The following is a 21,518-nucleotide window of genomic DNA, read 5'->3' on the forward strand; positions in this document are numbered from 1 at the left end:
GGCGTGACTATTCGCCTGTATGACACCAGCGCCCGGCAGATCCGTGACTTCGTCCCGCTCACAGCGGGCTGTGTCTCGATCTACCTCTGTGGCGCCACTGTCCAGGCCGCCCCGCACATCGGGCACATCAGGTCCGGGCTGAACTTCGACATCATGCGCCGCTGGTTCGAGCACCGCGGCTACGACGTGACGTTCGTCCGGAACGTCACCGACATCGACGACAAGATCATCACGAAGTCGGCCGAACAGGGCCGCCCGTGGTGGGCCATCGGTTACGAGAACGAGCGCGCGTTCAACGCCGGTTACGACGCGCTCGGCTGCCTGCCGCCCACCTACGAGCCGCGCGCCACCGGCCACATCCCCGAGATGATCGAGATGATGCGCGGCCTCATCGAGCGCGGTCACGCCTACGCCGCCGACGGCAACGTCTACTTCGACGTGCGCTCGTTCCCCGGCTACCTGTCCCTCTCCAACCAGGACCTGGACGATCTGCGCCAGCCCTCCGGTGACAACGAGACCGGCAAGCGCGACAAGCGCGACTTCGCCATGTGGAAGGCGTCCAAGCCCGGCGAGCCCAGCTGGGAGACGCCCTGGGGCCGCGGCCGTCCCGGCTGGCACCTCGAATGCTCCGCCATGGCGCACAAGTACCTCGGCACCGCCTTCGACATCCACGGCGGCGGCATCGACCTGATCTTCCCGCACCACGAGAACGAGATCGCCCAGGCCAAGGGCTTCGGCGACGCGTTCGCGAAGTACTGGGTGCACAACGGCTGGGTCACCATGTCCGGCGAGAAGATGTCGAAGTCGCTCGGCAACTCCGTACTCGTCAGCGAGATGGTCAAGACCTGGCGCCCCATCGTGCTGCGCTACTACCTCGGCACCCCGCACTACCGGTCGATGATCGAGTACAGCGAGGACGCCCTGCGCGAGGCCGAGTCCGCGTTCGCCCGCATCGAGGGCTTCGTCCAGCGCGTCACCGAGAAGGCCGGCGAGACCGTCGAGCCCGCCGCCGAGGTGCCGCCCGCCTTCGCGGAGGCGATGGACGACGACCTGGGCGTCCCGCAGGCCCTCGCGATCGTCCACACCACGGTCCGGCAGGGCAACAGCGCGCTCGCCGCCGACGACAAGGAGGCCGCCGTCTCCCGTCTCGCGGAGGTCCGTGCGATGCTCGGGGTACTGGGCCTCGACCCGCTCGACGAGCACTGGGGCTCAGAGAGCGACCGGGGCGACGATCTGCACGGCGTCGTCGACACCCTCGTGCGGCTCGTCCTCGACCAGCGGCAGTCGGCGCGCGAGCGCAAGGACTGGACGTCGGCCGACGCCATCCGCGACCAGCTCAACCAGTCCGGGCTCGTCATCGAGGACAGCCCGGCCGGACCACGGTGGACACTCGGCCCGCGCCAGTAGTCCTCCCGGTGCCGCCCGGCCCGCCGGGCGGCACACTCTCACTTATACGCACGCACGTCTGAAGCAACGAAACAGGTAGGTCATGGCCGGGAACAGCCAGCGCAGGAACCGCCGCACGTCCAACAAGAAGGGCATGCAGGTCGGCAGCGGCGGTAACCGACGCCGTGCTCTCGAAGGCCGGGGCCCGACGCCGCCCGCGGAGGACCGCAAGAAGCACAAGAAGAACCGCATCGCGACCGCCAAGGCCAAGCAGGCCGCCAACCGCCGCCCCGCCCCCCGGCGCGGCGGCGTCAAGGGCACCTCCGAGATGGTCGTCGGCCGCAACCCGGTCTTCGAGGCGCTGCGCGACGGCGTCCCCGCCACCACCCTGTACGTCCAGCAGTACATCGACAACGACGAGCGGGTCCGCGAGGCCCTCCAGCTCGCCGGCGAGCGCGGCAACATCAACCTGATGGAGGCCCCGCGCCCCGAGCTCGACCGGATGACGAACGGCCTGAACCACCAGGGCCTCGTCCTCCAGGTCCCGCCGTACGAGTACGCGGACCCGCAGGACCTCACCGCCGCCGCGTACGACAACGGCGAGGACCCGCTGATCGTCGCCCTCGACGGCGTCACCGACCCGCGCAACCTCGGCGCGATCGTCCGCTCCGTCTCCGCGTTCGGCGGCCACGGCGTGGTCGTGCCCGAGCGCCGCGCCGCCGGAATGACCGCCGGAGCCTGGAAGTCCTCCGCCGGCACCGCCGCCCGCACCCCGGTCTCCCGCGTCACCAACCTGACCCGCGCCCTTGAGGCGTACAAGAAGGAAGGCATCGCGATCGTCGGCCTGGCCGCCGACGGCGAGCACACCGTCGAGGACCTGGAGGCGCTCGGCGGCCCCGTGGTCGTCGTCATCGGCAGCGAGGGCAAGGGCCTCGGCCGGCTCGTCGGCGAGACCTGCGACTACCGGGTCCGCATCTCGATGCCCGGCGGCGCCGAGTCCCTGAACGCCGGCGTCGCGGCCGGCATCGTGATGTACGAGGTCGCGCGCCGCCGCGCCTGATCCGCGCCGGGCCCGGTCCTGCGTGGACGGGGCCCGCGCGGGTCCGTACCCGGCTCAGGGCCGCGAACCGGGCCTGCGGGACCACCCGCACGGGCGGCGGCCGACGGGGGACACGCTCCGCCGTCCGCCGTCTTCGCGCGGCCGTGCGCGGGGGCGCACCGGAGCGCGCGTACGCCCCACCGTGCCCCGCCACCACCGGTTGACGGGCCTCGGACACTTCGACGCCGTCAAGGCAGTGTCCTAAACACACATCACTCGGTTAGATGAGTGTGGACACCAGAACGCCTCGGTTCGACGAGCAACCCGCCCTGAGCATGACCAAGGTGGACTGCGACCCTGCGCAGGTCATCGTCAACCACGCCAGCTTCCGGGTACAGCTCGCACCCGGCCAGCGCGCACGGCTGCGCGGTGTGACCCCCGCCGCCGCGCCCAGGATCCCCGCCATGAGCGGCTCCGGAGCGGGGCGCGGCCGACGCGCCCCCGTCGTGTGGAGCGGCAGGTCCGCCCCCGGCGACCCCGGCGCCACCGGACTGCTCCAGGCCGTACGGAACTCCACCGCGGGCCGGCCGGGCGGCACGGGCCGCCCCGACACCGCGTACGACCCCTACGAGCCGTACGCCTCGTACGAACCAGCCGGTACCCAGGTCATCCCGCGCCTCGAAGAGACCCAGCCCACCCCGCTGATCGGCGGCCCCCGGAGCGGCGGGCCGCTGCTGCCGCCGATGCGGCAGGCCGTCGGCGCGTTCGACCCGGTCGAGACCGGCCCGGGGTCGTACGCCGCGGACGACTACCGGACCGACGACTACCGGACCGACGTGTACGGCCCGGACGGGCCCCGCCGGGGCCGGGACGGCGATGCCTTCGACGACCTCGACGACGTCACCGACGACCGCGACCGCGAGCGGGGCGGCGACTCCGTCCGGCACGCGTACTACCCCGGCCGCCGGATGAACCTCGGCGTCGTCCTGCTGCCGATGCGGGTCTTCCTCGGCTTCATCTCGATCTACGCCGGCATGGGCAAACTCTGCGACCCCGTCTACTTCGACGGCGGCGACCGCGGCTCCATGGTCAAGTGGCTGACCTCGCTGCACCCCTGGGCCCTCGCCGAGCCGCTCCGCGAGTTCGCGCTCTCCCACCCCGTCGGCGCCGGACTCAGCATCGCCTTCCTCCAGGTCGTCGTCGGAGTCCTCACCGTCCTGGGCCTCTGGCAGCGCGTCGCCGCCTCGGTCGGCGCCCTGCTGTCCGCCGCCCTCCTGGTCACCGTCAGCTGGCGCACCGTCCCGGTCTACGACGCGCCGGACATCATCTACCTCGCCGCCTGGAGCCCGCTGATCATCGCGGGCGCCCCCGTCTACTCCGTCGACGGACGCCTGGCGGGAGAAGCGTGGCGCAGGCTCGGCCCCCGCTCCGAGATCTGGGACCTCCGCCGCCGCGTACTGCGCCGGGGCGCGGCCGTCGCCACGGTGGTCGTCGGCCTCACGCTGCTCATCGGCTCCATCCTCGGCGGGGCGGTCCGCTCGTCCGGGGTCGTCACCGTTCCCGGGCCCAACGGGGTCCCGACCAACCAGCTCCCCGGCTCCCCGCTCCCCGAGGAGTCCCGCAGCGGCGCCAAGGCCTCGCACACCCCGGCCGGCAGTCAGCCCGCCCCGACCCGGAGCACCGCCCCCCGGACCCCGTCAGCGAAGAGCTCCGCGCCCGCCGCGGGCACGGTGCGGGAGTCGGGCCAGGCAACAGCGGGTACGGGCCGGCCCAGCCAGACCCAGGGCACCGGCCAGCAGCCCCCGCAGCAGACCACTCCCCAGCAGCCCCCGAGCACCAGCGCCGGCCCCAGCTCCGCCGGCCCGACCGGAGGCGCCGGCGGCACCAGCGCGGGCGGCCCGGACCAGGCCCCCGGCGCGGACGGCGCCCCGGACGCCTCGTCCGGCGGAAGCGGCAGCGGGGGAGGCGGCAAGAACCCCCTCGGCGGCCTCCTGGGCTGAGCCCGAGCCCGGCCCGTACCGGGACGTACGTACGGGACACAGCGAGGGGCGGGCACCGGATCGTTTCCGGTGCCCGCCCCTCGCTGTGTCCTGTGTCCCGCGTCCCGCCGTGTCGCCGTGTCGCAGGCGAGGGCGCTCCTACTGGCCGTCCAGCTCCTTGGCCGCTTCCGTGAGGTCCTTGGCGGTGTCGATGGCCCGCCAGTACGCCCCGTGCGGCAGCGGATAGCCGGCCAGCCGGCGCTCCCGCGCGAGCCGGGGAAACGTCGTCCGCTCATGGTCACCACGGTCCGGCAGCATCGCCGTGAACGCGGGGGAGAACACGTACACCCCCGCGTTGATCAGATACGGCGACGGGGGCGACTCGATGAAGTCGGTGATGTGCCCGAACGCGTCCGTCTCCACCGCACCCCAAGGAATCCGGGGTCGGGCCAGCGCCAGCGTCGCGGTCGCATCGCGCTCCGCGTGGAACGCGGCCATCTCACGCAGCGAGAAGCGCGTCCAGATATCACCGTTGGTCGCGTACCAGGGCTGCTCCGGATCGGGCAGCCGGGCCGCCGCGTACTTCAGCCCGCCGCCACGGCCCAGCGGTTCGGACTCCACGACCGTCGTGACGCGCAGCGGCAGCACCGCCGCGTCCAGCCACTCCTGCAGTACCTCGGCCAGGTGCCCGCAGGACACCACGGCATCGGTCACGCCCTCCGCGGCCAGCCAGGAAAGCTGATGGCCGATGATCGGGGTCCCGGTACCAGGGATCTCGACCATCGGCTTGGGGCGGTCATCGGTGTACGGGCGCAGCCGTGACCCCTGGCCACCAGCCAGGATCACGGCCTGCGTCGGAAACGTATGCATGCCAGGCACGATATGCCGTGCCCGCGCGGGACCTGTCAGCTGAACTGCGCGACCCCCGAGGCGAAGGACGTGTCGCAGACGGGACGCGAGAAGCGGTGCGCCCGCGTCGGGCCGTACTGCTCGACCGCTGCCCTGCCCAGCGCCTTCGCGATCGACATGCAGTGCCTCGCGAGCGACGGGCGCCCCTCGACGGCACGCTGGAGATCCGTCAACGCGACGGCGGGGTCCTTCTCCTGGAGTTCCAGCAGGAGCTTGTCGCGCAGGATGTCCTGCGTGCTGCGCGGCTTGGCGCGCTTGGAGACGGTCTGCGCCGAGGCGGTGAGCATCTGGGAGTCGGAGTTGTGAGATGCCCACGGCACGGCGGTGACCGCGAGGGTCCCGGACAGGACCATGACGACAGGCAGTACGAGAGCGAGAGTTCGGCCGATGCGGCGCGCGGTGTGGGTCACGCAGTGAGCGTAGCGGGCAGTGATGAATTGGCGACATTACGTCACTCTCGCGGGGGATGGTTCGAGAGTGCTTTTCGAATTCCGTGTTGACGAACCGGAGCGAAATGCCCGTTGTGCCGGGGAATTTGAGGTGCCTCGGCCCAAACCCCGGAGACGCGCGTCGGCCCCGCACGGAGTCCGTGCGGGGCCGACGTCGTACGGCGGGCGGTGCGAAATCAGTCGGTGAGGCGCTCACCGGTCGAGGTCGCGAAGACGTGCAGCTCGTCCGGGCGCGGCACGACGTGCAGCTTGGTGCCCTTCTCCGGGACGGCGCGGCCGCCGACGCGGACGACGAGGTCCTTGTGCTCGCCGCCGACCTGGGCCGCACCGTAGACGAAGCCGTCGGCGCCGAGCTCCTCGACGACGTTGACCGAGACGGCCAGGCCGGCCGGGGCGTCGGCGGAGTCCTTGGTGAGGGACTTCGCGGCGGCGCCGCCGTGCTCGACGATGTCGAAGTGCTCGGGACGGATACCGACCGTCACGGTGGTGTCACCGCGGTCGGCGGCGGCGGTGAGCGCCTCGCGGGAGACCGGGACGACGCTGTTGCCGAACTTCACGCCACCGTCGGTGATCGGGACCTCGACCAGGTTCATGGCCGGGGAGCCGATGAAGCCGGCCACGAAGAGGTTCGACGGCTTGTCGTACATGTTGCGCGGCGAGTCGACCTGCTGGAGCAGACCGTCCTTGAGGACCGCGACACGGTCACCCATGGTGAGGGCCTCGACCTGGTCGTGGGTGACGTACACGGTCGTGATGCCCAGGCGGCGCTGGAGCGAGGCGATCTGCGTACGGGTGGAGACACGGAGCTTGGCGTCGAGGTTCGACAGCGGCTCGTCCATGAGGAAGACCTGCGGCTCACGGACGATGGCACGGCCCATCGCGACACGCTGGCGCTGACCACCGGAGAGCGCCTTCGGCTTGCGGTCGAGGTAGTCGGTGAGGTCCAGCATCTTGGCGGCCTCTTCGACCTTCGCCCGGATCTCGGTCTTGTTGATACCGGCGATCTTCAGCGCGAAGCCCATGTTGTCCGCGACGGACATGTGCGGGTACAGCGCGTAGTTCTGGAACACCATCGCGATGTCCCGGTCCTTCGGCGGCAGGTGCGTGACGTCGCGGTCACCGATGCGGATCGCGCCGCCGTTGACGTCCTCAAGACCCGCGAGCATGCGCAGGGAGGTCGACTTGCCACAACCGGAGGGACCGACGAGGACGAGGAACTCGCCGTCCTCGATGTCGATCTCGAGCTGGTCAACCGCGGGCTTCGTGGAGCCGGGGTATACGCGGGACGCCTTGTCGAACGTGACACTGGCCATGCTGAATCTTCTCCTCCACCGGCAGGAACGTGCCGGACGATCCGTTGTAAGGGAGTGGTCTGGTCCACTTGAGTGAACCTTCAGCGACGCTACCTGGCCATTTCGAATCTGTCAGTAGTTCTTGGGCCACGAATATCTCCCTGCCAGAGCCCCGCACTTTTGACCGCATGCCACCAGTAGCACTTCCTGCTTCGGCACCCCCGCCGTACCGACGTACCCCTGAAGGGCACCCCTGGCCGGTCTTACTCGGGCTCCACAGGCTTGACGACCGACGGCCCGTCGGTCCGTACCGCAGTCCTTCACCTGTCTCACGCGGCCAGCGGCACGTCTGCCGGCTCTGATGCCTTGATCACTGAAGGCGGGACCCGTCCCGGCGGGAGCGCGGAGGCCACCAGCCAGTACAGCCGCATGCCCTCAGCGCGGAGGTTCCGTGCTGCATTCACGTCCCGGTCGTGTGCCGCACCGCACTCCGTGCACGTCCACTCCCGCACGGACACGTCGAGTGACGGCCCCTTTGCGTGGCAGCCGGAACACCGGCGCGTCGACGGGAAGAATCGGTCCACGATCACCAGCGTCCGCCCGTACCAGGCGCACTTGTAGCGCAGCTGACGGAGTAGCTCGCCCCAGGCGGCGTCGATGATCGACCGGAGCTCCCTTTCGTACTTCTTCAGCAGCCGCGGATGATCCACGTGTTCCGGGTCCTCGGCCCACCGGAAGCCGGTCCTTACGTAAGTCGCCGAATCTCGTGACCGGTGCTTCCTCTTCCGCTGCGGACGCTTGGTCAACTGCTTGAAGAATCGGGTGAACGCTCCGTCCAGGTGTCGCAACGGCTGCTGAAGCACTGTCGATGACACTTCACGCAGCCAGGACGTCTCCGACGCCTGCCGCCACCCCGTCAGCGCCCGACACGACTCGGCGAACCCCACCGAAACGCGATGCCGTTCCCAGGCGCCCGTCCGCAGCGCCAGCCCCTCGTTGTAGATCCAGCCCCCGGCACGGGGCTGATCACGCTGGCGAAGCAGACGGTGCCGTTGAACGTGCGATGGTTCTCCTTGGCTGGGGTGGGTGGAACTTCCTGGATCGGCGGGTGGGGCGCTGTGTAGAGTGAGGACTCGCGCGCGTGCTTGTTCCATCGCGTGCGATGCCGCCTTAGCTCAGTTGGCTAGAGCAATTGATTTGTAATCAATAGGTCGTCGGTTCGAATCCGACAGGCGGCTCAACTCCCAGGTTGGCAACGAGCTGACCTGGGATTTTTTGTGTCGAACCGGTCTGGATCTTCAGCTGGAAGCTGGGCGTCTGTCGGAGATGCGAAGGTTCGCGACAGTGAACCTTCGGTCATCCTTGTGGCTCGCACGGCTCGGATGTTCTCCGGTCGGTCGTCCACGAAGAGGTACCGCTCCGGTGCGACGCCCGCTCGCGCAGCCCCGATGCCGTATATCTCCCGGGCCGGCCCGACGACCCGGCCGGTAGTTCTCCGCACCGCGCTCGTGGACTTCCTGGGGGGACACGCGGAGGCAGCCTTTCGGTCGCCCCTGCCTACGGGGTCAGCCTGAAGGTCCGGCACACGTCCGGGTCCCCGAGCCTGGCGAAGAGCACGGTGTGTCCGTCCTCCTTGCCTACGAGGAGTTCGGTGACGGTCGCGCGCCGGGCGCTTGGGTCGGGGCCGCTGAAGGCGAGTCCGACCTTGCCGTCCTCTCCCGGCCGGTTCAGCAGCTTCCAGACCCCGCCGCCGTCGAACGCGGGGACGACGTCCTCCGTCAGGATCTCGGGGCCGTCCTCCGTGGGCCAGCCCTTCACGGAGAACGTGACCGACGTGCCGCCGACGGCGGTGAGGTCGAGGCGTGCCCCGTGGGGGCCGGAGTAGCTCCCGTACAGATCGGCCTGGCTGACCTCCGCCGACGGCGCCGGTCCGCACCCGGCCGCGTCGCTGACGCCGGAACATCCGGCCAGCAGCGAGCCGGTCACGGCTGCGAGGACCAGAGTCAGGGTGAGGGGCGGGGCGGCCGGCCTCGTCCGGCGGGCTGTGCGCGGGGGGCTCACCGGTGTGCGGCCGGCGGTCGGGCGGCGGCCTGGTGGCGTTCGCGGTGGCGGGCCACCGCGTCGTTGTTGGCGCAGCGCACCGAGCAGTAGGTGCGGCGGCCGTTGCGGGAGGTGTCGACGAATGCCAGGCCGCAGTCGCGGCGGGCGCAGCGGCCCAGCCGGTCGGCGTCGGCCGAGCAGACGACGTAGGCGAGTCCGGCTGCGGTGATGGCCCGGATGTGGGTGGCGGCGTCTGCGCCGGTGGCGCTGTAGTGCAGGTGGGGGTGGCCGTCGTGCAGGGAGATCCTGGGGCTGCTGGAGGCGTCGGCGAGCAGGGTGTTGACCGCCTGGCACCGCTCTTCGAGATCCTGCCGCCCGAAGCACGCGGCCAGGCGCCGGCTCCACGCCCAGATCGTCTCGGCCTGCGCGGCGGTGAGCGTGCGGTGCACCACGCCGTGTGTGGCGAGGAGTGGTTCCAGGTGCTCCGGGCGTGGCGGTGCGGTCAGGTTGACCAGGTCCGCGGCCAGCCGGGCGGCCTCGCCGCCGTAATGGTCGAAGTGCATGGGGCCATTACATCACTGGGCGGGTTCGGTTCGGCAAGAATGCGGGAGCCTGTTCGATGTAATGGTTGAAGTGGTTTAGGGCATGACATCATGTTGGGGGCATGACTTCCGCATCCACGGTCACGCCGCCGGGCGACCGCTGTCCCGTCTGCCACGAGCCGACTCCGGCGGAGACGCGGTGGTGGACGCTGAGGTCGCGTCACCGCACGTCTGAGGGTGAGGTCGAATACTGCGTCGGTGGCTGCGGCTGTCTCGTCGTCCTGGTCGACGGCGAGATGGTCAAGCGCCTGCGACGCGCGGTCCGGCCGGAGGGCCCGGGGCTGTGAGCGCGCTCCGGGGCTTCGGAGCCTACGAATCCGAGCGCGGGCCCAGCGCGCTGTGCTTCGCCGCGGCTGCGGGGAGATCGTTCCCTCCTGGCGTCGCGGTGTGCAACTCCCGGAAGCCGGACCAGAGTTCGGTGGCGGGCTCGCCAAGGATGATCGCGCTGATGATCAGTTCCATCATCAGGCAGTCGTACGCGTCGTCCGTCCGTCGGTACCGCGCCGGATCCGACTCCACCACCGCGGAGACGATCCTCCTGCCCCCACCCGCCACGGGAGCGAATGACACCTCGTAGATGCCGCGACCCGTCCAACTCCGGTGCAGGAAGAGGACGTCGCCCTCGACGAAGGCGTTCCACTTCTGGTCCATGTCCCGGGCCCGGTATCCGCGCCGGATCCGTTCCCAGTCCTCTTCGGTCCAGACGCGGTCCGGCAACGTGGACACCGGTCCTGGCGTGCTGATCGGTTGGAGGCGGCGGCGGAACGACTCGCGGGTGGTCGGGGCATCGGCAGTCATGGCGTGATCCTAGAGCTGTGCCACGCGGACGTGGCAGCGGAACGGGTGCCGCCGGGGCCGGATACCCGGGGCCGGATACCCGGCGCCGGGGTGCGGTCGTGGGTGTGTGAGGGTGGCTGCGGCCGAGTCACTTACGTACATGGGGGTTGTCGTGAGCCAGGTGCTCTATGGCGAGCGGTCCTGGAATCCGCTGGCGCAGACCGTGGAGTTGACCGAGGAAGGGCTGCGCAGGGGCGGCCGGACCACGCCGGTGGGCGAGCTGAACCTCGGCGCCATGGCGGAGGCGTACGGGCGTGGGTGCTGGCTGGGCGGCGGAGGGGTCGAGCGCGCGCTCGACCGGCTTCCGGAGGACCCCGGGGTCGTCCCGCTGACCCGCGTCACCGGCACCACGATTCCGGTGAAGGCGCGCCGGGCGGCCGAATTCGCCCGCGCGCTGGGGGAGTTGGCGGTACGGCTGTGCGGCGGGCCGGAGCAGGTGGCCGCGCTCTCCGCACGGGCCGGGGCCGAGGGCGTACCGCTGTGGATCGCGCGGAGGTACGCGGACGGGCCTGCCGGGCCGGTCGCCGTCGCCGTGGACCGGCGGCTGGTGCGCGTCGACGTGTGGGGGCCGCACGCCCCCGCCGTACGCATTCGCGCGCCCCGCGGCTTCCAGGGCGAGGCCCCCGATCCGTCCAGGGGCCTGTGCCTGACGGTCGGCGACGCCGTGGCGGAGCTCGTCCTCAGGAAGAAGCTGCGCAAGTCCAAGAGTGTGGTCGAGGTGCGGCTCGCCGGGGCGCACTGGGTGCTGCGCCGGGAGAACGCGACGAGCTCGTGGCTGCTGCGCGGTGATCAGCGTGTCGCCCTGCTGACGCGGCCCCCGCGCAGGCCGGCCCGCACGCCGGACACGGTCCTGCGGCCGCTGGCCCCGGTGCGCCACGAGAGCGCGGACCCGCTCGACGCGGTCATGGCGCATCTCTTCGCCGCCGCCTTCGGGATAGGCGACACGACCGGGACCGCACGGTTCCGGTCGGAGCGGCAGGCGGGGAGCGGGGGCGAGCCGGTCGCCACCGACGGGGCGTGGGACCGCCCCTGGTTCAGCAACCTCGGCAACGGCGGCGACGACAACGAGCCCGGCGGCGGCGACGGCTGGGGCGCGGACGGCGGTGACGGCGGGGACTCCGGTGGCGGCGACGGTGGTGACGGTGGGGGCGGCGACGGTGGCGGGGGCGACTGAGGGGTCGCGGCGCATCCGGTGGGCGGTGTGGTCAATGACCGGACGGGCACCTACCCATCTCGTGGGCATGCGTCTTGCGGCCCCGGTGGGCAGCGGTGCGAGCAAATGGCCAAATTGCGCTACTAACTGACGAGTAATCAGCCCGAGGGATTCCCCTGCGTGTCCGCTGCGTCATGGGCATAAACCTTTGTCATATTTCAGCCGTATTCCCCCTGTTTGTCTCGTTCTATTCATCAGGGAAGGCAGAAATATGGGCAGGTTCAGGTACGGAACCAAGGGGTCGGCCCTCGCGCTGGCCGCTCTGGGTTCGCTCGTGGCCGTCGGAGGCACGGCTCATGCCGAGGCGGGCCAGGACAACATCACCATGCTGAAGCAGGAGAAGAGCCAGTGGTGCTGGGTCGCCTCCGGGCTCACCATCGCCAAGTTCCAGGGCTTCGGCTCCACGCAGACGGACTTCTGCGACCGCGCTCAGCCCTACTACGGGTGCAACAACCAGCCCGCCACGCTCGACGACATGGCCAGGGGCTGGAACAGCCTCGGTATGACCCATCCGGGTTCGGGTCTGAACAGTGCGGCCACGTTCGACCAGGTGTACACGGACGTCAAAGCGGCCCGGCCGCTCGCCGTCCGCATCGGGTGGACCTCCGGTGGCGGCCACATGAACGTGGTCTACGGCTTCGACACGTCGAACAAGACGATCGCCGTGGCCGACCCGTGGCCGGACACCACGACCTACACGTGGTGGAAGTACGACGACTACGTGAGCAACAGCTCGTCCAAGTGGACCCACTCCCGTATCGGTATCTCCCGCTAAGGCTGACGACATGCGCAACACCAGCGGCACCTCACTGTCCAGCAGCCGGGCGGCCCGTTCCGCCCGCCCGCTCGTCCTCGTCGCAGCAGCCGCGTCCGCACTGCTGTCCGCCATCGGCCCGGCACACGCGGCCCCGGCCAAGGACCCCCTCCCGGCCGACATCCCCGACTACCGGGCCGCACTCGACGCGGTGCACTCCGCCGACGTCCGCGACACCGTCTGCCGCTTCCTGCGTACTCCGGTGCCCACCGACGGCGGCTCCGAGCCGGTGCAGACGATCCCCGAGACGGCCGAGCCCTGCCAGGGCCTGCCGGAGTTCACGATCAAGGACCCCGTGGCGCGGAACGAGATCACCCCGGAGTTCGCCGCGGGCACCGCTCAGCCGCTGCCCACCGAAGCGGTCAAGCTGACGCAGCTGGTCTCCTCGCTGAGCGCCACTGTCAACGGCCGCACCGCCACCGTCATGCTGGCGCCCACCCAGGGCGGCGGCTGGCACCTGGCGGCCGTACGCGACGGCGACAGCGACGCCACGTACGCGTCCAAGGCCACCCTGGGCACGCTGGTCTTCACCGAGCCGCAGATCCGCGGCTGGTACCAGCTCAAGCTCTCCACCGTCGAGCCTCTCAACGACCAGGCACGCCAGGGGCTGGGCGGCCGGGACTCGGCCTCGCTCAGCGACTACCAGAAGCTGGTGAAGTCCCGCTACGCCGACAAGCTGCCGGGCTCGGAGTACGACACCAAGGGCTACTCCAGCGGCTACAGCCTCCCGAGCACGCGGAGCGACAGCCCCTCCTCCACCCTGCTCGTCGCCGGTGGTTCAGGCACCGCACTCGCCCTCGCGGGCGGCGCCGCCGTCATGCGTCGGAAGCGGCGTACGAACGGCGCCTGATCCCTGCGCCGTTGGCTATCGCGCCGGATGCGGACGCGCATCCGGCCGGGAGGCGCCGTTATGCCGGGGGGCGCTTGCCGACCAGCTCCTGGTAGAGCGCGCGGCGCTCGTCCGCGTTGTCGTCCGTCCCGGCCAGGTCCCGGTCCCACTGCTGCTTGATGTCCTCCAGGAAGCCCTGCCAGCCGCCGCTCGAATCCGCGCCCATCTCCTGCAGGTCGACATAGCGTTCGTTCTTGCTGAGGCCGCCGGAACCGATCTTGTCCTTCTTGTGGCCGTGCAGGATGGACTCGGGGTTCGAGGTGGCCTCGGTGGAACGGAAGTCGTGTTCGTAGCCGACGGGGCTCGCGGCGTGTGGCGCGATGGTCTCGACGCCGATCTGGAGGGATCCGTCCTTCTCCATGGTCGGGCGGTGGTAGACCAGCAGGACGTGGCCGTACGAGCCGTTCGGCAGGACCATCGCGCCGTTCCAGTCCTTGGAGCCGAGTCCGCCGCCGGAGATGTCCTGGCCCCACAGCTTCGGCCGGGCGGCACCGACGGCGAGCTTGTTCGTGAGGGACGCCACGACGCCGCCCCTCTCCTTGAACTCTCCTTGCTTTCCACCCTTGTTGGGGCCGATGTCAGTGCGGTGGGTGGCGAAGCCCCGCTCGGACACGTGCTCCGCGGTATCCCCCTCGGTGGCGTCCGTGGTCGCGCCCAGGAAGTGCGGCAGCCAGTAGGCGGGATCGCCCTTCGCGCTCAGCGCGGGGATGCGCACGTTGACGCGGCCGCCGTGGGACAGCGCACGGATGACGTCCTGCTCGTGGTCCTCCACGTGCCGGCCCTTCTCCGGGTCGTAGAGCTGAAGCCCGTGACGCAGGATGAGCAGGATCTTGGTGAGCATTTCACGGCCCTGAGCGTCCTTCTCGACGTAGTCGGGCGCCTTCTTCTTCCCGTCCTTGCCCACCGGGGCGCCCTCCGCCGGGACGGAACCGTCGTGCATGCGCTCGGGGGCTATGCCCTCCGGGTGGAGCGTGTCGACGGCGGTGTCGCGGATCTGCTGGTTGCGCTCCGTTTCCAGGTTCTCCCGCTTCCGCGGGTCGGTGCCGGGTGTCTGCGTGAGCATGAACCGGCCGAGCGTGTAGGCCGGGTCCGTCGGTGCGCGGACGGCGGAGACGTCCGCCACGATGTCGGGACGCTTCCCGATGGCCAGCGTCGCGGTGAGTACCCGCTTGCCGGGGTCCAGTTTCAACCAGTTGTCGAACGGCCCCTCGGCGTACGTCGCGGCCTCTTCGTAGCTGCCGATTCCCACGTCCTTAAGCCACTTCGCGTTGACCGTCGACAGCTGCCTGATGTCATCCAGCTCCTCGTCGCTGAACGCCTCACCCCGCATCACCCGCCGTTCCAGGGTCTTCCGCAGCCGGGAGGGCCCCTCGACCATCCACTGCTCGGGCCACCAGGTGCCGGGTGCGAAGACGTTCGCCTTGGAACTCGTCTGGGTCGTGTGCTGCTCGATCGACTGGCTGAGCCGGGAGATGATCTCCTTGCCCTTCGGGTCCGCCTCCTGCGCCGGTCCGGCTGCCTCGGCGCCCTCCTGCTCGGTGGGTCCCGCGCGCTGAACCGTGGTGGCGCCGCCGACGGAGCGCTGCACGGCCTCACCGTGCCGACGCCCCTCTTCCTCGTGCCCGCGGCGCATCATCTCCAGCACCACCTGGTTGCCGCTGCTGGCCTGCACCCCCATCAACCCGGTGGGTGCGGCCGTGCGTGCGGTCTTCTCCTGGCCGGCCGGCGCGACGGGACGCTTCCTGTCATGGGATTTCATGGACGCCCCTCAGCCGAGACCGGTTGCCCCTGAACCGGGACCAGTGCAGTGCCACGCTAGGGCGTCGCGTGCTTCGGACGGGGGGCCCACGTAATGGTCTGCCCGGAGAGGCAGTTCGGCTGCCCCTGCGGTCCGTCGGGAGTTCGGGGGCCGAACCGGTCCGGTGCGTTCAGCCCCGTCCCGCCAGCCGGTCCGCGATCTTCGCGATCGGGTCGGTGCCGGTGCGCGGCGAGGTGAGTTCGCGGCGGTCGGCGGCGCGGTAGGCGGCGTACATGCTGTGGACGCCGAGCCAGCGCAGGGGTTCCGGTTCCCAGCGGCGGACCTTGTGGTTGGCCCAGGGCAGGGCGGTCAGTTCGGTGGGGCCGCCCTGCCCGGAGTCCTGCTGGATCAGGTCGCGCAGGGTGCGGGCGGCGAGGTTGGTGGTGGCGACGCCGGAGCCGACGTAGCCGCCCGCCCAGCCCAGGCCGGTGGAGCGGTCCAGGGTGACGGTGGCGCACCAGTCGCGCGGGACGCCGAGCACTCCGGACCAGGCGTGCGCGATGCGGGTCCCCGCGGTGGTGGGGAAGAGGCGGACGAGCAGGTCGCGCAGGGCCTCGATGGTGGCGGGCTGGGTGCGTCCGTCGTTGTCGGTGGCCGAGCCGTAGCGGTACGGGACGCCCCGGCCGCCCAGGGCGATGCGGTCGTCGGCGGTGCGCTGGGCGTACAGGTAGGCGTGGGCCATGTCGCCGAGGGTTTCGCGGCCGTTCCAGCCGATGGTCTCCCAGAGGGATTCGGGCAGCGGCTCGGTGACGATCATGGAGGAGTTCATCGGGAGCCAGGTGCGCTTCTCGCCCTTGATGCCCGACGTGAAGCCCTCGGTGCAGCGCAGGATGTACGGGGCGCGGACCGTGCCGTAGGGGGTGACGGCGTGTTTGGGCTTGATCTCGGTGACGGGGGTCGACTCGTGGATCGTGACGCCGAGGGCCTCCACGACGTCCGCGAGGCCCTTGACCAGTTTGGCGGGGTGCAGGCGGGCGCCGTGCGGGGTCCAGCTGGAGCCGATGGCTCCGGTGACGCGGACGCGCTCTGCGGTCTCGCGGGCGCCGTGCAGGGTGCGGTCGGTCTCGCCGAAGGCGATCTCCACGGAGTGGAAGTCCTTCAGCCGGGCGAGCTGCGCCGGGGTGCAGGCCACTTCGAGGACGCCGCCCCGGTGGATGTCCGCGTCGATCTTCTCCTCGTCCGCGACGCGGATGACCTCGGCGACGGTGTCGTTCATCGACTTCTGCAGCCGGACGGCCGCTTCGTGGCCGTGCAGCTTCGCGTAGCGGTCGCGGCCGGCGACGCCGTTGTAGAGCCAGCCGCCGTTGCGGCCGGAGGCGCCGTAGCCGCAGAACTTGGCTTCCAGGACGGTGATGTTGAGGAAGGGGACGGCCTTCTTGAGGTAGTACGCCGTCCAGAGGCCGGTGTATCCGCCGCCGATGATGCAGATGTCGGCGGCGGCGTCGCCGGGCAGGGGTTCGCGGGGGAGGGGGGTGCCCTGGTCCGCGTACCAGAAGGATATGCCGCCGTTGGCTGTACTGACGGTGCTCATGTGGCCCCTGCTGTCCGTGTGACTGGCGCCGGTGGTGTGGCCGGCTGTGGAGTGCGGTGTTCTGCGTGGCTGGACGTTGATGTTCTGCGTGGCTGGACGTTACTGGGCGGGGGCCCGTTTCGTCTCGTGGTGGCGGCGGGTCAGCGGGTAGCAGGCGAGGCCGATGAGCGCGGCGGTGAAGTGGCCGACGTCGGTGAAGGTGGCGCCGGTGACGAGCGGGACGCCGTAGATGACGAGGACGGCGAAGAGATACACGTACCGCCAGGGGCGCGGGATGTAGTAGGTGAGGACGGTGACGACGCCGGCGAGGGCGTAACTGACCCCGACGTCCAGGGTGTTCGCGGCGGTCCCGGGCGCGTGGCCGTGCCGGATGGCCCAGGCCAGGACACCTTCGCTGACGAGGGTGGCGAGGACGTGGGCGGCGGCGACGACGGTGAGCCAGCGCAGCGTGCCCAGGCGGCGCTCCGCGGGGGCGTGGAAGACCGTGTAGAGCACGGCGTAGGGGAGCCATTCGCCGCCGTCGATCCAGAACGCGCTGCTGATCAGGACGCGTACGGGGTTCTGGGAGAGCTCGTGGATGTTGGTGGAGCGCTGGCGGAGGAAGTCCTCCTCGAAGGCCGGTGACATCTGGTGGACGATGACGGTGGTGACGAAGAGGGCCAGCAGCCAGACGTAGGTGCCGGGGGCGCTGCGGATCCATGAGCCGGCGCCGCGGAGCCACGTGACGGGGGCGGGGCGGGGCCGCGTGGGCGGGGCGGGGTGGCTCGAGGGCATATCCGATTGACGCACGCTCCTAGGATCGGGGCCGTGATTGACATTCCGGATGCGCTGATCGCCACTCAGTCCAAGTACAACGGTGCGGCCGGGCGGGCGTTCCTCGCCGCGTTGCCGGGGATGGCGGCGGAGTTCCTGGAGCGGTGGGGGCTGCGCCGGGACGGCGAGGCGTTGTACGGGGTGTGCGCGCTGGTGCTGCCGGTGGTGCGGGTGGCGGACGGGCGCCCGGCGGCGCTGAAGTTGCAGGCGGTGGACGCGGAGACGGCGGGGGAGCCGCTCGCGCTGCGGGTGTGGGGTGCGGCGTCGGCGGGTGCGGCGTCGGCGTGTGCGGTGGAGCTGCTGGACCACGACGCGGCGACGGGGACGATGCTGCTGGAGCGGCTGGACGGGCGCCGTTCCCTGTCGGGGGCGGCGGATGCACGGGAGGCGGTGCGGATCATCGCGGAGCTGCTGGCGGGGCTGACGGCGGTGCGGGCTCCGGCGGGGAGCGGTCTGCGGGGGCTTGTCGAGGCGGCGGCGCGGATGCTGGCGGCGGCGCCGGGGGCGGTGGGGCTGCTGGCGGACGAGGAGGAGCGGCGGCTGCTGGCGGACTGCGCGGCGGCGGTCCGGGAGGTGGCGGGGGAGCCGGGGGACCGGTTGCTGCACTGGGATCTGCACTTCGGCAACGTGCTGGCCGGGCGGGGCGGTCCGGCGGGGCAGGGGGCGCGGTGGGTGGCGATCGACCCGAAGCCGCTGGCCGGTGATCCGGGGTTCGAGCTGTTTCCGGCGCTGGTCAACCGGTTCGACGCGGAGGCGGTGGGGTGGCGGTTCGATCTGATGACGGAGGTGCTCGGTCTCGACCGGGGGCGGGCCCGTGCGTGGACGCTGGGGCGGGTGCTGCAGAACGCGTGCTGGGGCGCGGAGGACGGTGCGCGGCGGCTGGTGCCGGAGCAGGCCGAGATCGCGCGGCGGCTGCTGGGCCGGTAGCGGCGGGCGGCGCGGCACTGCTTACGCTGCCCCCATGATTCGTACCGCTACCGCCGCCGATGTCCCCGCCATCCACGCGATGGTCCGCGAGCTGGCCGACTACGAGAAGGCGCTGCACGAGGCGAACGCCACCGAGGAGCAGTTGCGCGAGGCGCTGTTCGGTGAGCGGCCCGCGGCGTTCGCGCACATCGCGGAGTCGGAGGAGGACGGTGAGGTGGTGGGCTTCGCGCTGTGGTTCCTGAACTTCTCCACATGGCGCGGGGTGCACGGCATCTATCTGGAGGACCTGTACGTGCGCCCGGACCGGCGGGGCGGCGGACACGGCAAGGCGCTGCTGGGTGAGCTGGCGCGGATCTGTGTGGAGCGCGGCTACGAGCGCCTGGAGTGGTCGGTGCTGGACTGGAACGCCCCGTCGATCGCGTTCTACGAGTCGCTGGGCGCCCGGCCGCAGGACGAGTGGACGGTGTACCGGCTGACGGACGGGGCGCTGGCGGAGCTGGGCGGGCGGTAGCGCCTCTCGTCCGGGCCGGGTTCGCGGGGCGGGCCGTAGGCAGGGCCTGTCGTCCGGATCAGGGGATGAGGACGACCTTGCCGGTGGTGCCGCGGGTCTCCAGGGCACGGTGGGCGGCGGCCGCCTCGGCGAGCGGGTAGCGCTGGACGGCGGGGCGCAGGCGGCCGGCCGCGGCCTCGGCGAGGGCGCGCGTCTCCATGGCGCGCAGGCCGCCGCCGCGCTGGACCATGGCGGGGCCGAGGACGTTCTGCGAGGTGATGGCGCGGGCGGTGAGTTCGTCCTCGGTGAAGGTGAGTGGCCTGCCGTCGTGGAGGTCCTGGCCGGACCAGCCGTAGACGATGTGCTGTCCGCCCTTGTCGAGGAGGTCGACGGCGGCGCGTGCGGTGGTGCCGCCGACGGAGTCGTAGACGACGGTGGCGCGGCGGCCGAGGGCGTCGAGGTGGGCACGGACCTGGCGGGGCCAGTCGGGGAGGGTGTAGTCGACGGCGAGGTCGGCGCCGTTGGCGCGGACGAGCCCGGTCTTGGCGGGTCCTCCGGCGAGGCCGATGACGTTGGCTCCGGCGTTCTTGGCGTACTGGACGAGCAGGGTGCCGATGCCGCCGGCCGCGGCGGTGACGAGGACGATCGACTCGGGTCCCAGCGGGGTGAATCCGAGGATGCCGAGGGTGGTGCGGCCGGTGCCGATCATCGCGACGGCCTCGGCGTAGTCGAGTCCGTCGGGTACGGGGTGGAGCTTGTCGGCCTCGGTGACGGTGAGTTCGGCATAGCCGCCGGGGGCGTTGCCGATGTGGGCGACGACGTGCCGGCCGAGCCAGTCGGGGTCGGTGCCCTCGCCGAGCGATTCGACGGTGCCGGCGATTTCGCGGCCGGGGACGGTGGGCAGCGGGGTGGGAGCGGGGTAAGGGCCGGTCATGCCCTCGCGCAGGGCGATGTCGAGCAGGTGTACGCCGGCGGCGCGGACGGCGATCCGGACCTGGCCGGGTCCGGGGACGGGGTCCTCGACGCGCTCGTAGGCGAGGTTCTCGGCGGGGCCGAAGGCGTGGAGGCGGACGGCGTGCATGGTGGGCTCCCCGGGGTGTCGGTGTTGGTGCCGGTGTCGGTTCCGGTGAGCCCACTCTTCGGCCTCAAGCGCGCTTGAGGTCAAGCGGTGTCCGGGAGGCGGAGGCGGAGGTGGCGGTCGAGGTGCGGTTGGCCGTGGTGCGGTGCTCGGTGGCCCGGAGGGCGAGGAGGGCCGCTTCGATGCCGCTGTTGAAGGAGACCTCGCTGAGCAGTCCGGGCGCGGCGACCTGGTCGCCCGCTAGGTAGACGCCGTTGCCCCGGTCGATGGCGGGGCGGTCGCGCCAGGTGGTGCCGGGGTGGTCGACGGCTCCGGTGCGGCCGGTGGCGAGGGCCTCGCGCCGCCACACGGTGCGCTCCCGCCAGCCCGGGTACCCGAGGTCGAGGAGTTCTTCGGCGCGGGCGGTTCCGGCGGACCGGGACTCGTCGGGGGCGATGGGGAACTGCCCCTGGAGGAGTTGTTCGCCCGCCGGGGCGAGGCTGTCGTCCTGCGCGGTGAACCGTTCGATCCAGCCGGGGGCGTCGAGGTCGGACACGGCGAACGCGTCGCCGCGCCGGGTGCGCAGGGCGAGGTCGATGAGGGCGGTGCGGCCGGAGGCCCAGGTGAGGGCGGGGTCGCGGAGGAGGGTGCGGGCGGCGTCCAGGGAGGTGGCGACGACGACCGGGCCGGTGCGGGCGAGGGCGTCGAGGGCGGCGGTGTCGATACGGGTCGCCGTCTCGATGCGGACGCCGAGGTTCCAGGCGCGGGACGCCATCCGGTCGATGATCTGCGCCCAGCCCCCGATCGGGTAGCGGGCCTCCGGCGGCAGCGCCCCGGCCCGGTGCAGCCGTTCCTGGACGAACGCGGCGGAGAGGCTGCCGGGGTCGTGGTGGAAGAGCGCGACGGCGGCGTAGTGGGCGGCGATGCGGGCGCCCTCCTCGCCGACCTGCGCGGTGGCCCAGGTACGGAAGTCGAGGTCGGCCGGGACCCGTGCGGCGCTGCGGCGGCTGAGCCGGAGGAGGGCGAGGGGCGGGGTGCGGCGCAGGGCGGAGCGGTGGCGGAAGCGGAGCCGGGTGGCTTCGAGGGGAGGGACGGCGGTGGTGGGGCCGAGGAGGTTGCGCCGGTCGAGCCAGGTCCAGTGGGGGCCGCGACGGTAGAGGGCGTGCGGTCCCTCGTTGGTGAGGTACGGGCCCTCCTCGGTGGTCCTGGCGCGTCCGCCGAGGGTGTGGTGGGCCTCGTGGACGGTCACCAGGGCGTCGGACTCGGCTGCGGTGATGGCTGCGGTGAATCCGGCGAGACCCCCGCCGATGATGTGGATGCGCTGCATGGTCCCCGTCTCCTTCGCTGGAGGTGCCTTCGCTGGAGGTGCCCTTCGCGTACATGACGGGTGGCGGGGCCGGGGTGTGACATCGGCGGGCGGGGCGTTGTCAGTGGGGTGCGTCACGATGGGGGG

At 71.4% G+C, this 21,518-nt stretch carries 21 protein-coding genes and 1 tRNA gene; 10 read left to right on the plus strand and 12 right to left on the minus strand.

Annotated elements, in window-relative coordinates:
• Window positions 1-3: 3 nt before the first annotated feature.
• The 3 genes from cysS (at window position 4) to OG892_RS22230 (ending at window position 4,425) form a co-directional block, all read left to right on the plus strand.
• The gene (gene cysS / locus OG892_RS22220) at window positions 4-1,407 is read left to right on the plus strand and encodes a cysteine--tRNA ligase (RefSeq protein WP_073733018.1); all 1,404 of its coding nucleotides are present in this window, start codon (window positions 4-6) and stop codon (window positions 1,405-1,407) included.
• Between the two features lie 82 nt (window positions 1,408-1,489).
• A complete protein-coding gene (rlmB, locus tag OG892_RS22225) occupies window positions 1,490-2,446 on the plus strand; it encodes a 23S rRNA (guanosine(2251)-2'-O)-methyltransferase RlmB (RefSeq protein WP_024489701.1) in 957 nt (318 codons plus the stop codon).
• A 263-nt stretch (window positions 2,447-2,709) separates the two neighbouring features.
• Window positions 2,710-4,425: a DoxX family membrane protein gene (locus tag OG892_RS22230; RefSeq protein WP_371630072.1), complete on the plus strand. Its 1,716-nt coding sequence runs from the start codon at window positions 2,710-2,712 to the stop codon at window positions 4,423-4,425.
• Window positions 4,426-4,563: 138 nt separating this feature from the next.
• On the opposite strand, the gene OG892_RS22235 is transcribed toward OG892_RS22230, so the two are convergent.
• The 4 genes from OG892_RS22235 to OG892_RS22250 form a co-directional block, all read right to left on the minus strand.
• On the minus strand, window positions 4,564-5,274 hold the full coding sequence (locus OG892_RS22235) for a nucleotidyltransferase family protein (protein WP_024492121.1): 711 nt from the start codon (window positions 5,272-5,274) through the stop codon (window positions 4,564-4,566).
• 35 nt (window positions 5,275-5,309) lie between these two features.
• Window positions 5,310-5,723: a hypothetical protein gene (locus OG892_RS22240; RefSeq protein ID WP_073733016.1), complete on the minus strand. Its 414-nt coding sequence runs from the start codon at window positions 5,721-5,723 to the stop codon at window positions 5,310-5,312.
• Window positions 5,724-5,938: 215 nt separating this feature from the next.
• Window positions 5,939-7,075, minus strand: a complete 1,137-nt coding sequence (locus tag OG892_RS22245; protein ID WP_073733015.1) for an ABC transporter ATP-binding protein — start codon at window positions 7,073-7,075, stop codon at window positions 5,939-5,941.
• Window positions 7,076-7,383: 308 nt separating this feature from the next.
• Window positions 7,384-8,001: a zinc ribbon domain-containing protein gene (locus tag OG892_RS22250; RefSeq protein WP_371630073.1), complete on the minus strand. Its 618-nt coding sequence runs from the start codon at window positions 7,999-8,001 to the stop codon at window positions 7,384-7,386.
• Between the two features lie 217 nt (window positions 8,002-8,218).
• Here OG892_RS22250 and OG892_RS22255 point away from each other — a divergent pair.
• Window positions 8,219-8,292 (plus strand) — tRNA-Thr (locus OG892_RS22255).
• Window positions 8,293-8,611: 319 nt separating this feature from the next.
• On the opposite strand, the gene OG892_RS22260 is transcribed toward OG892_RS22255, so the two are convergent.
• Together OG892_RS22260 and OG892_RS22265 are read right to left on the minus strand one after the other, a co-directional pair.
• Window positions 8,612-9,040 carry a hypothetical protein gene (locus OG892_RS22260; protein ID WP_371630074.1) on the minus strand — a complete coding sequence of 143 codons (429 nt, stop codon included), beginning with the start codon at window positions 9,038-9,040 and terminating at the stop codon, window positions 8,612-8,614.
• 71 nt (window positions 9,041-9,111) lie between these two features.
• Window positions 9,112-9,657, minus strand: coding sequence for a CGNR zinc finger domain-containing protein (locus OG892_RS22265; RefSeq protein WP_073733013.1), 546 nt, complete (start codon window positions 9,655-9,657; stop codon window positions 9,112-9,114).
• A 101-nt stretch (window positions 9,658-9,758) separates the two neighbouring features.
• Between OG892_RS22265 and OG892_RS22270 the strand changes: the two genes are divergently transcribed.
• Window positions 9,759-9,983 (plus strand): hypothetical protein, encoded by a 225-nt coding sequence (locus tag OG892_RS22270; RefSeq protein ID WP_371630075.1) that lies wholly within the window; start codon window positions 9,759-9,761, stop codon window positions 9,981-9,983.
• A 22-nt stretch (window positions 9,984-10,005) separates the two neighbouring features.
• On the opposite strand, the gene OG892_RS22275 is transcribed toward OG892_RS22270, so the two are convergent.
• Window positions 10,006-10,494 (minus strand): hypothetical protein, encoded by a 489-nt coding sequence (locus OG892_RS22275; protein ID WP_371630076.1) that lies wholly within the window; start codon window positions 10,492-10,494, stop codon window positions 10,006-10,008.
• Between the two features lie 151 nt (window positions 10,495-10,645).
• On the opposite strand from OG892_RS22275, the gene OG892_RS22280 reads away from it, so the two are divergent.
• The 3 genes from OG892_RS22280 to OG892_RS22290 all read left to right on the plus strand — a co-directional run bounded on the left by OG892_RS22280 (window position 10,646) and on the right by OG892_RS22290 (window position 13,410).
• Window positions 10,646-11,707: a hypothetical protein gene (locus tag OG892_RS22280; protein ID WP_371630077.1), complete on the plus strand. Its 1,062-nt coding sequence runs from the start codon at window positions 10,646-10,648 to the stop codon at window positions 11,705-11,707.
• 250 nt (window positions 11,708-11,957) lie between these two features.
• Window positions 11,958-12,521, plus strand: a complete 564-nt coding sequence (locus OG892_RS22285) for a papain-like cysteine protease family protein (RefSeq protein WP_328865997.1) — start codon at window positions 11,958-11,960, stop codon at window positions 12,519-12,521.
• Window positions 12,522-12,531: 10 nt separating this feature from the next.
• A complete protein-coding gene (locus OG892_RS22290) occupies window positions 12,532-13,410 on the plus strand; it encodes a hypothetical protein (protein ID WP_371630078.1) in 879 nt (292 codons plus the stop codon).
• A 58-nt stretch (window positions 13,411-13,468) separates the two neighbouring features.
• Here the strand turns inward: OG892_RS22290 and OG892_RS22295 are convergent, their stop codons facing one another.
• The 3 genes from OG892_RS22295 to OG892_RS22305 all read right to left on the minus strand — a co-directional run bounded on the left by OG892_RS22295 (window position 13,469) and on the right by OG892_RS22305 (window position 17,552).
• On the minus strand, window positions 13,469-15,208 hold the full coding sequence (locus OG892_RS22295) for a PE-PGRS family protein (protein ID WP_371630079.1): 1,740 nt from the start codon (window positions 15,206-15,208) through the stop codon (window positions 13,469-13,471).
• 169 nt (window positions 15,209-15,377) lie between these two features.
• Window positions 15,378-16,778 carry an NAD(P)/FAD-dependent oxidoreductase gene (locus OG892_RS22300; protein ID WP_371630080.1) on the minus strand — a complete coding sequence of 467 codons (1,401 nt, stop codon included), beginning with the start codon at window positions 16,776-16,778 and terminating at the stop codon, window positions 15,378-15,380.
• Between the two features lie 99 nt (window positions 16,779-16,877).
• Window positions 16,878-17,552 carry a rhomboid-like protein gene (locus OG892_RS22305; RefSeq protein ID WP_371631669.1) on the minus strand — a complete coding sequence of 225 codons (675 nt, stop codon included), beginning with the start codon at window positions 17,550-17,552 and terminating at the stop codon, window positions 16,878-16,880.
• A 33-nt stretch (window positions 17,553-17,585) separates the two neighbouring features.
• Here OG892_RS22305 and OG892_RS22310 point away from each other — a divergent pair, with 33 nt between their 5' ends.
• Complete coding sequence (locus tag OG892_RS22310; protein ID WP_371630081.1) at window positions 17,586-18,518, plus strand: aminoglycoside phosphotransferase family protein; 933 nt, start codon at window positions 17,586-17,588, stop codon at window positions 18,516-18,518.
• A gap of 34 nt (window positions 18,519-18,552) precedes the next feature.
• On the plus strand, window positions 18,553-19,029 hold the full coding sequence (locus OG892_RS22315; protein ID WP_371630082.1) for an N-acetyltransferase family protein: 477 nt from the start codon (window positions 18,553-18,555) through the stop codon (window positions 19,027-19,029).
• A 58-nt stretch (window positions 19,030-19,087) separates the two neighbouring features.
• On the opposite strand, the gene OG892_RS22320 is transcribed toward OG892_RS22315, so the two are convergent.
• On the minus strand, window positions 19,088-20,089 hold the full coding sequence (locus tag OG892_RS22320; protein WP_371630083.1) for a zinc-binding dehydrogenase: 1,002 nt from the start codon (window positions 20,087-20,089) through the stop codon (window positions 19,088-19,090).
• 64 nt (window positions 20,090-20,153) lie between these two features.
• Window positions 20,154-21,392: an NAD(P)-binding protein gene (locus OG892_RS22325; protein ID WP_371630084.1), complete on the minus strand. Its 1,239-nt coding sequence runs from the start codon at window positions 21,390-21,392 to the stop codon at window positions 20,154-20,156.
• Window positions 21,393-21,518 lie beyond the last annotated feature (126 nt).

This window comes from Streptomyces sp. NBC_00341 (assembly GCF_041435055.1).
Classification (GTDB): domain Bacteria; phylum Actinomycetota; class Actinomycetes; order Streptomycetales; family Streptomycetaceae; genus Streptomyces.

Coding starts and splice junctions, on each gene's coding strand:
- rlmB (WP_024489701.1), top strand. CDS start 1,490: ATGGCCGGGAACAGCCAGCGCAGGAACCGCCGCACGTCCAACAAGAAG.
- OG892_RS22230 (WP_371630072.1), top strand. CDS start 2,710: ATGAGTGTGGACACCAGAACGCCTCGGTTCGACGAGCAACCCGCCCTG.
- OG892_RS22235 (WP_024492121.1), bottom strand. CDS start 5,274: ATGCATACGTTTCCGACGCAGGCCGTGATCCTGGCTGGTGGCCAGGGG.
- OG892_RS22245 (WP_073733015.1), bottom strand. CDS start 7,075: ATGGCCAGTGTCACGTTCGACAAGGCGTCCCGCGTATACCCCGGCTCC.
- OG892_RS22265 (WP_073733013.1), bottom strand. CDS start 9,657: ATGCACTTCGACCATTACGGCGGCGAGGCCGCCCGGCTGGCCGCGGAC.
- OG892_RS22270 (WP_371630075.1), top strand. CDS start 9,759: ATGACTTCCGCATCCACGGTCACGCCGCCGGGCGACCGCTGTCCCGTC.
- OG892_RS22275 (WP_371630076.1), bottom strand. CDS start 10,494: ATGACTGCCGATGCCCCGACCACCCGCGAGTCGTTCCGCCGCCGCCTC.
- OG892_RS22285 (WP_328865997.1), top strand. CDS start 11,958: ATGGGCAGGTTCAGGTACGGAACCAAGGGGTCGGCCCTCGCGCTGGCC.
- OG892_RS22290 (WP_371630078.1), top strand. CDS start 12,532: ATGCGCAACACCAGCGGCACCTCACTGTCCAGCAGCCGGGCGGCCCGT.
- OG892_RS22295 (WP_371630079.1), bottom strand. CDS start 15,208: ATGAAATCCCATGACAGGAAGCGTCCCGTCGCGCCGGCCGGCCAGGAG.
- OG892_RS22300 (WP_371630080.1), bottom strand. CDS start 16,778: ATGAGCACCGTCAGTACAGCCAACGGCGGCATATCCTTCTGGTACGCG.
- OG892_RS22305 (WP_371631669.1), bottom strand. CDS start 17,552: ATGCCCTCGAGCCACCCCGCCCCGCCCACGCGGCCCCGCCCCGCCCCC.
- OG892_RS22315 (WP_371630082.1), top strand. CDS start 18,553: ATGATTCGTACCGCTACCGCCGCCGATGTCCCCGCCATCCACGCGATG.
- OG892_RS22320 (WP_371630083.1), bottom strand. CDS start 20,089: ATGCACGCCGTCCGCCTCCACGCCTTCGGCCCCGCCGAGAACCTCGCC.
- OG892_RS22325 (WP_371630084.1), bottom strand. CDS start 21,392: ATGCAGCGCATCCACATCATCGGCGGGGGTCTCGCCGGATTCACCGCA.